At 35.0% G+C, this 9961-nt stretch carries 10 protein-coding genes; 3 read left to right on the top strand and 7 right to left on the bottom strand.

Features of this window, described 5'->3' with window-relative positions; translation table 11 throughout:
- Positions 1-651: 651 nt before the first annotated feature.
- From FTV42_RS14680 to FTV42_RS14670, 3 genes are read right to left on the bottom strand one after another with little or no spacing between them, the layout of a single operon-like run.
- Complete coding sequence (locus FTV42_RS14680) at positions 652-1557, bottom strand: hypothetical protein (protein ID WP_171525057.1); 906 nt, start codon at positions 1555-1557, stop codon at positions 652-654.
- Positions 1541-2668: a DUF2515 family protein gene (locus FTV42_RS14675; protein ID WP_179995816.1), complete on the bottom strand. Its 1128-nt coding sequence runs from the start codon at positions 2666-2668 to the stop codon at positions 1541-1543. The genes FTV42_RS14680 and FTV42_RS14675 overlap by 17 nt, the downstream gene beginning before the upstream one ends.
- Complete coding sequence (locus FTV42_RS14670; RefSeq protein ID WP_000897084.1) at positions 2668-3021, bottom strand: hypothetical protein; 354 nt, start codon at positions 3019-3021, stop codon at positions 2668-2670. The genes FTV42_RS14675 and FTV42_RS14670 overlap by 1 nt, the downstream gene beginning before the upstream one ends.
- A 90-nt stretch (positions 3022-3111) precedes the next feature.
- Here FTV42_RS14670 and FTV42_RS14665 point away from each other — a divergent pair, with 90 nt between their 5' ends.
- Positions 3112-3810 carry a hypothetical protein gene (locus tag FTV42_RS14665; RefSeq protein ID WP_179991637.1) on the top strand — a complete coding sequence of 233 codons (699 nt, stop codon included), beginning with the start codon at positions 3112-3114 and terminating at the stop codon, positions 3808-3810.
- Between the two features lie 457 nt (positions 3811-4267).
- Here the strand turns inward: FTV42_RS14665 and nadS are convergent, their stop codons facing one another.
- Both nadS and FTV42_RS14655 read right to left on the bottom strand, forming a co-directional pair.
- Positions 4268-4540 carry a NadS family protein gene (gene nadS, locus FTV42_RS14660; RefSeq protein ID WP_004896911.1) on the bottom strand — a complete coding sequence of 91 codons (273 nt, stop codon included), beginning with the start codon at positions 4538-4540 and terminating at the stop codon, positions 4268-4270.
- Entirely contained in the window at positions 4533-4853 is a 321-nt protein-coding gene (locus tag FTV42_RS14655; protein WP_000897309.1) for a type II toxin-antitoxin system RelE/ParE family toxin, read from the bottom strand. The genes nadS and FTV42_RS14655 overlap by 8 nt, the downstream gene beginning before the upstream one ends.
- Positions 4854-5074: 221 nt before the next feature.
- Here FTV42_RS14655 and FTV42_RS14650 point away from each other — a divergent pair, with 221 nt between their 5' ends.
- Complete coding sequence (locus tag FTV42_RS14650; RefSeq protein ID WP_179991749.1) at positions 5075-6319, top strand: type II toxin-antitoxin system RelB/DinJ family antitoxin; 1245 nt, start codon at positions 5075-5077, stop codon at positions 6317-6319.
- Entirely contained in the window at positions 6319-7155 is an 837-nt protein-coding gene (locus FTV42_RS14645) for a DNA adenine methylase (RefSeq protein WP_179995740.1), read from the top strand. Before FTV42_RS14650 ends, FTV42_RS14645 begins: the two co-directional genes overlap by 1 nt.
- On the opposite strand, the gene FTV42_RS14640 is transcribed toward FTV42_RS14645, so the two are convergent.
- Together FTV42_RS14640 and FTV42_RS14635 are read right to left on the bottom strand one after the other, a co-directional pair.
- Positions 7152-8426 (bottom strand): phospholipase D family protein, encoded by a 1275-nt coding sequence (locus FTV42_RS14640; protein WP_179995739.1) that lies wholly within the window; start codon positions 8424-8426, stop codon positions 7152-7154. The two genes, FTV42_RS14645 and FTV42_RS14640, sit on opposite strands and share 4 nt — an antisense overlap.
- Before the next feature lie 525 nt (positions 8427-8951).
- On the bottom strand, positions 8952-9961 hold a 1010-nt coding region (locus FTV42_RS14635), incomplete at its 5' end, for a replication initiation protein (RefSeq protein WP_179995738.1).

The raw sequence follows: 9961 nt of genomic DNA, 5'->3' as shown, positions 1-9961 counted from the left end.
ACAAAGAAAAATAAGACAACATAGAGCCAAAGCAGCGACTATCCAATCAAGAACTTAAACAACTTGAACTGACGATTAACACCTTAAAAAACGAAAAACAGGCTCTAGAAAAACAACTTGCCGAAAAAGAAACGCCCATTATTCACCAAGACCAAGAAAAAATTGATCAACTCACACAGGAACGGCAGAAATTCCTCCAAGAAAGAAATCAACTACACATGCTGTCTAAGCGTCTAAAAAGCGATTTAAGCAATTCTGAACATCAACTGAGGGAAGTATCGAACCTACTGCATGAAAGCCAAAATAACGCCAAAAAGAAGGATTTATGGCGTGTTTTGGCTCTGAGTTTTGGTTGCTTGGCTGTTATCTTCTTATTGATGTGTATTTTCCTCTAAGACCGTATTTTGTTTGGGCCATTATTTCAGTCCAAGAGGGCTGAAATTGGCTCAAATAAAATGCGGTCATTATGTTTTTTGGCTAAACAAAGCCGTGGAACATTGTTTATTTATTAATCGTGGAACATGAAAAATTGCCAAAACAGCCTAAGAGTGACTGCTTAGGCTGTTTCTACATGAATAAGACATTGTTTAAAAAGGGATTTTAAGAGGCGTTTCGTATAAGGTGTATTATGTTAATTTTAGAAATAATTAATTATTTCACATATTGCCAAAGATCAGGACCAACATAGCTCTCATCTATACGATAACCTTCTGCAATTGCTTCTTTTTCATCATACTCTCTAGATCTTTGAGTTCTTCGTTCTTCCTTTTCAAACGCTTGTTTTAACTCCAATGGAGTCATTGTATAAGCATTAATATTGTTTTCTGAATCACTTAAGGCATCTCGTTGATCATAACGAATGGTGTTAAAAGTATAACGAACCATATATTGCTCTTTCTCATCTTCAGTTTTTTTAGTTTGACTGATGTATATATTCAATAAAAGACCATTAGCGTATAAGCGATAACCCAAAGACCCACTACCACTCGCATTCATGATGTTTTGCCATTCCTCATAACTAAAAATATAGCTTGGATCAATCGAATAGCCCCACTTCATGACATATCGCATATTATCTTCTTTCGCTATACGTGGGTTATAGGGAGCAATATAAAGTTTCCATCCCGCTTGATTTACTCGTTTCATTAAATTCGCATACGCTTGATAGGCTTGCTCAGGACGTACAAACTCCTCTTTATTTAAGCCTGCATTAACAGTCATAACCTCAATACCATCTTCCTTATGAAACGATGTTCCTAATACATAAAAAACATGGTCAATAGCTAAGCTACTCGCGCCATTTTCAATCTTAATTTGACCAAGGTTCGGTGGTGAAAAATCTAATTCTCGAAAACTAGCGACAGGATGGTTATCCACGGCACTCTGATTGTATTGAGCAAAGTCTTTAAAGCCCTGTAGACCAAAATGGAGTAAATAAGGTTGCTGATTCATTGCACTATTCTCTGTATTTTTTGCATTAGGTTGGCAACCTAAAAGAAGGAAACCGAAGATGAAGACTAAGATAGAATTAAAATAATGCTTAAATCTTTCCATCATTACTGTCCTTGCCAACTACAAAGTCCGCTTTACTATTGCCCCATCCTGCAATAATTGCGAGTTCCTTCTCTAAAAATGATCGCCCTGTGTCACTTAACATTAAGGTATGATATTTTTCTGCTGCCTTCTGAATCCACTCCATACGGCTATCATAATCTTGAACTTTGGTATGCGCTAAAGGTTCGCTATAGACAGATTCAGGTAATTTGTCGAGTACATCTTTATGACGTCCTTCATATTTCCCATGTCTAGGCTTAACAGCATCAACACTATAATCACTAGAAAGGACTAAAGTACTATCGGGAAGTTTGGTATAGCTTTGTAAAGTTGCCTGTGCTTGTACCATCCAGTCCTTCCAAACCAATTCTTGTAAAATATTACGTTGTTCCTGTACTGCAATTGCCAGTAAATGTTTCATAAGATCGTCTTGTGCATCTTTAAAATTATCTCTCCTTGGTTTTCCTTTTCTTTTAAAAATGCCTTCTATCTTGGGAAGCATCCCAAAAGCCTGAGTAATTTCAGTTGTACTCTGCAAATGCTTAATGATGGGTAAACAACTCGACCAAGGAATATTTAACACTTCTTCCTTAATATGGGTGAACTTAGATACATCACGTTGAGTTCGACATTGATTAAAAGATTGCGAAGACATACTCCAAGCATAATGCCAAGGTGCAATATCCATAAATAACCATAAATTCCCTTTCGCAAAAGAGTGTACTGGATTGCGAACAAGTGGCGTCAAGACAAAAGGGGAAATAATGGGAATCCATTTATACCCCCAAGCCGTTAAGCCATGTTTAAACACTGCTGCAACAGTTTTTGAAGCAAATGCACCTAAGCCCATCCAATAATAACGGCCTTTTAATTGCTGACTTCCATGATTTTCTTGTTCAAGATAAATTTTGGCATAAACTGAGGCAATTCTTCTGGCTCTTGCTTCATATCCTGGTTCGAGTTTATAGAGATTCTTTTTGGCATCTTTTAAGTTAGACAGACGGATCATCGCTATTTGTTGTTGTACTTCCCAAAAAGTTAAGCAATCACACTGTGCTGTTTTACAGCTATTCTCTGTTGTATTTGTATTACTTTCCCAATCTAAATTACCCACTAATCATCTCCTTCACTCGGTTCAGCTTCTAGCTTCATCCAATTTAAATCGAGCTTTAAGCTTTCTTCTTGTAAGGAATTTATTCGTTTAGATCGGCCTTTATTATCTGCTATGGCCATAAACTCATCGGATGCATTTGAAATTTTATAATCAGCATTTTTAAAGGGCTCACCAGAGGGCAATAACATTTGAAATTTCTCATTATAGGCCTCATAAGTTGGCAAGCCTTTGATATTTACACCAACTTCTGTACCGCTTTTAAAAAGGTGCTGACCTGCCTTAGCCTCAAACTTTGCAGGCGTAATGAATGTAATTCCATTCTTATTAATGATGACTTGAGAACCACCTGCCATAGGTTTACCTATCTTCTTTAATCATTTAAAAATTAATCTTATATTTAGCTTAAAATAAATCTCTAATAGTTCAATTTTTTTCACCAAAGTATGACTTTTATCATAGCCATTCAATTGAATGATAGCATCATTGTTGCTGCAGACAATAAAGAAGTCACACTCAAAGAAGGTGAAACAAAGCAGTTAATAGATAACTTAACGTCAAAAATCCATCCTTGGTACAAGGGAATTATTACGGGAACAGGTGAAAGCTATGTGCTCAATCGTTGCATAACCTTATTTCAGCAAATAGCTCAATCAGAGTTAAAAGCTTTGCCCTATTGTCTAGAACTTTCACGGAAAGTGAGAGAACATGAAATCGGTGTTGATCATTTTCAAGTACAAAATACCAAGTTACTTTGCTCTAGTTATAGTGACAGCGGAGCTCAACTTTATAAAGTTGAAAGGTTCGATGAGGAGCAAGCCTACACAATCATGGCTGTTGAACCGATGAACATCACGGTATGGATGTTTAATCCCAATGTTGAAGCCATTTCAGCGGATCTACAACTTCTCTATGCTGATTTAAGAGACTACGGTACGTTTAATCATCAATCTGAGTGGATTAATTACTACATCAACCGGATTGCTCCTATTTATCAAAAGCAAAGCCAAGTCGATTCACTGATGAGTCAAAGCTTTGATTTCTTTTTTCAGACGAAGGATGAATATGTGTTTGGCCATATTCCCAACACCCAAAAGACAGCACTAGAATTCAAAGAAATTTCATCGAATATTAAGTCTATTTAACATAATGGTGATTATACGAAGTACACTTGTATATTAATATAATTATCAATTACTTAAAATTTTAGTCATGACTAAGAAATCAGCAAAAAGTCGCTTTTGTAATAAGTTGGTGAGTTTTTAAGCGAATATGTAACATTTTGCCATTAAAATTGATTAAAAAACGATCAATTTAGCAGTCAGCGCCCATTTCATACGGATCTAGGTTCCAAAACTATCCCCAATTGCTGTGGATAAAATTTAGGCTATTTTGTACGCCTGGGCTTACGTGAATTCCGGCCCTTTGCGGCTATTCAGAATACTGGAACTTTCTTATGATGGGGACATAGAGAGCAGGAAGCTCCATACAAGAATAACAAGAGATAAGCATAAGGACTGCAAGGTACGACAGGAGTTATACCAAGCGAACCAATATGAAAAACCCCGGCAGGATGCCGGGGTTTTTTATTATCTAAAATTTTTAAATTAGAGTTGGATGAGCATCCAGAATACGAATTAGAGTCGCTGCAGGACCAGTCGGATAGCGACGGCCTTGTTCCCAGTTTTGTAGGGTTCTCGCGCTAATATGCAAACGTGCAGCAAACTCTGCCTGGGTTAAGCCTGTCTTCTCACGTACTTCCTTAATATCTGGCAATTCAAGCTCAGTTACCCGGCTTGCTTTCATTTCATTGCGTTTGATGGCACCAGCTTCTTTGATTGAAGCAACCAGGTCATCAAATAAGTTGTTATCCATGAAATTGCTCCTTCACTAATTGACGCAAAATAGAGGTCTCTTTGTCTGTCAGGTTATCTTTCACAGACTTTGGATAAGCCACCAGGAAAAAGATCTGATCATCCTCTGTGACCCAATAATAGATCACCCGGATACCGCCACTTTTACCTTTATTGCCTTGAGCACAGCGTACTTTACGAATTCCACCGCCATTCTTGATTAAGTCGCCCTTATCAGGCTGTACCAAGAGATCTTGCTGGAGCTGACGATACTCTTCATCACTCACAAGCTCTTTAATTTGCTTGGTAAAAATACTGGTTTCAATGAATAACATAGGTTGAAGTACGTCAATGGCGTATAAGAAGTTTAGCAGTTCTAGAATGAAAAAACGAGAGCAGTAGGCTCTCGTTTCGCATAATCCGTATTATGTTAATTGTAGGAAAACTCAATAATAAGATTGGTGTTTTAATAATCATCCTAGTATTACCAATGCTTCTATATAGAGATTACAGCACTAAATTGTGCTACATTGTATTTCTCTATTGGAGCCCAAAGATGTCCATCAAACCAACCACTACAATCCGTATTGATCTAGATGTTAAAAAAAGTGCTAGCAAAATATTTGATGAAATTGGTATTAGCATGTCCACAGCGATTAATACATTTCTTAAAACTGTTGTTCGTGAGGGAAAGATGCCATTTGATATAAATATCGAGCGTCCAATAGTTCAATTGAAATCTGGAAATGCCACTCTTAATAATGCATTTATTGTTAAAAAAGATGAATTTTACACTCAATATGAAGATGTTTTTGTGGAAATGATGAACCATAGAAGGCATTTCAAGGGAAAAACTATACTTTGTAATTGTGATGATCCATTTGAATCAGCTTTCTTTAGATTCTTTATACTTCATTTCGATGACTTAGAATTAGCGGGTCTAATATCCACTTGCTATTCAGAATCTAGTTTAGCAGGCCAAGAATATCCTCTAAATGGGGGAACTAGTGCCTATAAAGCAGTAGTAAAAGAGGTACCTAACCATAGTTTAGAAAGACCTGATGGTTCTTTAGACTTAGAATCTTTATTTGCTATACCGAGTAACTCTCTTGTACATTTAAATGGTAATGGTGATTTTCGTTCAAAAGAATGTGAAACTCTATTACAAGAAGCAGATATTGTAGTCACTAATCCTCCCTTCAGTCTTTTCCGTGAATATATTAGTTTGCTAATGCAGCATAAAAAAAAGTTTATTATTCTTGGAAATATGAATGCATCAACATGCAAGGAAATATTCCCACTCTTTCGTGATAATAAAATTTGGTATGGTGATTCTATAAGATCAGGAGATCGTAAGTTTTATGTTCCTGATGACTATCCATTAAATGCAAGTAATTGTGGGATAGATGATACAGGGCGCCGCTTTATTAGAGTCAAAGGTGTTCGTTGGTTTACTAATTTAGATACCACTAGACGTCATGAAAATTTAGTTTTAACTAAAGCATATAATTCAAATGATTATCCAAAATATGAAAATTATGATGCCATTGAGGTTAACCGCACTCAAAATATTCCAGTAGATTATGATGGCTTAATGGGTGTACCTATTACATTCCTTGATAAATATAATCCAGATCAATTTGAAATTGTAATGCTTGCTAATGGTAATGCACGTTCCAATGTACCTTCTGATGTTCTTTCACAAGTAAAATACTTACAACACTCTGAGGATAGAGGAGGGGTCGGTATAATCAATGGTCAAAGAGTTTATGCAAGAATTCTAATTCAAAGGAAATGTTGATGAGCTCAATATTACGAGTGCCTTGTTCATATCAAGGTGGTAAACAACGTGTAGCATCTCAAATAGTTGATGTAATTCTAAACTCTTCTACTGACTCCAATACTCAATTCTATGATTTATGTTGTGGTTCAGGTGCAATTTCTATTGAATTAGTTAATCGAGGTATAGATCCAACACGTATCTCTATGCTTGATATTAGTTCTTGGGGGGCTTTTTGGTCAGCTATAGGATCTAATACTTTTAATATGGATGTTTTTGATCAATTTTTAGCAGAGTTACCTAGTAGTCAAAAAGATTTTAAAGAGCATTTATCTACTCTTTCTAAACTACCAATAGATAAACATGAAGTGGAACTTTATCCAATCCTTCAAGCTTGTTCCTTTGGTGGAAAACAAATCTATCGTAAGGAAAAAAATTGGGCAAATGCTTGTTTTAGAGACTATTGGGAACCAACTGAAACAAGTATTCGTCGTAGTCCTGCAAATGCTATGCAACCATCTCCGAATGAATTAAGACGGAGAATAAATACTATTGTAAACAAAATGAGTGGAGTAACTTGTTTCAATATGGATATTATGGAATTACTCAGTATTCCATTTCCTACAAACTCGATTGTTTATGTTGATCCACCATATCAACATACAACAGGATACGCATACAGTTTTGATTTAAACTTTTTCGTTAAGCGATTTCGAGAAATAAATAATGTTCCTTTATTTATTTCTGAAGGAATTCCATTAAGTGAAGATACAATTATGCTTAACTTTGGTGGTGCAAATGGTGGCATTAGCGGAGCTAGAAAAAATAAGCACCAAGAATGGTTAAGCCGTTTTTAAAATAATCCAAATTGCTTAGCATTTTTTGAAGAACCATTCCTACCTAAGATTCGTGAAGATAATTTAAAATTAGCCATTTCTGATTCTGAATATACAGATAAAGAGTAGTAATCTTCACGAATCTTAGTAAAGGTTATTATTTTTTCGACTAAGTAATATCCTTCTTCTTTTGCTCTAAAAGCATCTGTAATTTTTATATTATTAGAGCTTACTCCTTTAATCTGAAGGCGCCACGTACCATTTGCATTATCTCCTGTAGGGAAGAGTATCTCATTGCCAATATAATCAACCCCATCAAACTCTAATGTAATTAGTTTACGTTTATGACTACTTAAAGGATCTACTCCAAAAAAATACACTGTACCTAGCATCAACTTAGAATCATTAAATTCAAAAATAGTTCCTTTCGGATCTCCTCTTTCAACTAAAGATTTCATTGATAAATCTAAAATATTTCTTGATCCACCAGTCATTCGCTTCGTTTCAAACCAAATTGTCTGGATACCAGGTGAGACTGTACCTGTACTAGTAGGTGAGACTGTACCTGTACTGGCAGGTGAGACTGTACCTGTACTAGTAGGTGAGACTGTACCTGTACTAGTAGGTGAGACTGTACCTGTACTAGTAGGTTCTTTCTGTGACTTAACTATTGTTTTTAGTTTAACTTTTGGAATATTTGGAGAGCTAGGACTCCATACTATATGATTTCTAACAGGAACAAAAATTTTCTTACTTTCATCCTCTAGAAAACCATTATTTAGTAAATTATCTAACTGATGCTTACTTTTTAAATGAATACAATCAGCCTTTATGATATTTAAATTCATCATTATTGTTTGTATTAAATCCCAATTAGAATGATTTATATACAATAAAATATTGGCTTCAATATTGGTTTCAAATCCTCCAGAAGTTAGGTTGGAGCTTCCAACACTCAATACTCCTTCCTTTGAAGCTTCTTCATAGAAACAAAAAACTTTAGGATGAAAAATCTGTTGGGGAGTACCAGTATTAACCAAATAAATATCTTGATGTACATTCTTATCTAGAAGATATTCTAAAGCTTGCTTAGACGTTACTCCATTATTTATTCCTATGAAAAATATTATTTTTTTATTGTTTAGAACATTATTACAAATGATATCAGCACCATTTTTTCGCGCAAAAGCAACACTAATGATACCTTCATTATAATTAAAAGAGGCTGTAGCTAATTCATTAACAAAATCAGCGCCATCAAGACGTTGAAAAAAGATTTTTGGTGAAGGCATTTGATTCCATCAATTTTGCTATACTCCTTTTTTAAGTTTAACCCAAATATTAACGAGTAAATTAATGCTTTGCTAAAATTTATCTAATTTAAAAAGATTTTATGTTTTTTCAGCCTTATCCATTTAACATAAAGTTTCTTATACGAAATTTGGTTCAAAAAAAATGCCACTTTAAAGAGGCATTTATCAATTCAGACTATAAATTTTTTTCTCAATTCATCAAAACTTTGACCATAGATGAAATCAAAATCTCTGATCCTAAGATGCCTAAATTTTTCTTCATATTGAACAGAATATAGGGTTACATAAGGATCATCACTAAGATGTACCTCAGTACAATAAGCAAGATCTTGTCTTCCATTATAACTATAGAAGACAAAACTTTCGTATAATTCAAACAAAGCATTCTTAGAAATGAAACTATGATCTGCTTTTAACTGAAAGTTTGAAGTAGAAGAATATATAGGTAACAAAAAAAACTCCCAAAAGCGCTAATATCTGATTTAGGCTCACTTGGACACTTAACTAAGAAAACAAACCAAAAGTAGTTTCCAAAGCGCTAATATCTGATTTAGGCTCACTTGGACACTTTATCCAAGTAGCCACAACTGATTTAGATACACAGAGTTCACTTGCAATTTTTCTACAGCTCAAACCTTGTGAATGTAGATCCCTTGCCTGCCTCCTCAGCTCATCATATTTTGCAGATCTTACTTTTCCACCTTTAATGCCACCCAATCGCCCCTTATATTTTTGGCGATCAATGAACTCCTGATAACAATATGGGTCTTTTTTCCAACAATAGCGCGCAATAGACTTAGCAATGCCTTTCACCTCTCCATAGGTCATAGGTTGAATCAAACCCTGATTTAGCTTCACGCAATGCTGAATTACACTCTCAAGCCAAACAGAATATGTGCTCCCTCTATACTTCCGTATTTCTTTATATGCCCAATGACGAGCTGTATGGAATACAAAACAATTACGTCCTAAACCTATCGCTTCATCTTGTTTAATTTCTCTTTTAGCATCATTCCAAGTTAAGTCTAAGTTTCTTGCTAGCTCATTTAAGGTATAAGGTTTTTCCCGTAAACACGTAGTTTTCCAAAAACTAGACATAGGATTTTTAGCTACTAGATGTGTATATGCGGGATCTGCTTTGAACAACTCTCCAAGTTTATGTCGAATGGCATTTGCATAGAGAATTGGTCTTTGACGACTAGCATCAGTGGTATAAATCGGTGTTTTTAACTGGAATAAAATATGAGAACGACCATTGTAAGGATTAGCAATTACTAAGTTTGGTAATGGTACTCCTACTAGTCCATATAATATTTCTGATAATGAAGCCTCATAATCCAAATCAAATACTAGATAATGTAAATAATAAGGACTGTTTGGCTGTATATATCTGTATTTTATAGAAATTTCTTTAGGCATGATCATCAGACCATAATCCAAATTATCTGCACAGTAAGGCTTTTTAGGTAATCTGTCTTGAAATTGATCAAGCAGAAAAGATAATTGTTGCATTT

Source organism: Acinetobacter sp. YH16052 (assembly GCF_013417155.1).
Taxonomy (GTDB): domain Bacteria; phylum Pseudomonadota; class Gammaproteobacteria; order Pseudomonadales; family Moraxellaceae; genus Acinetobacter.
This window is presented reverse-complemented; position numbering and strand designations above follow the sequence as displayed.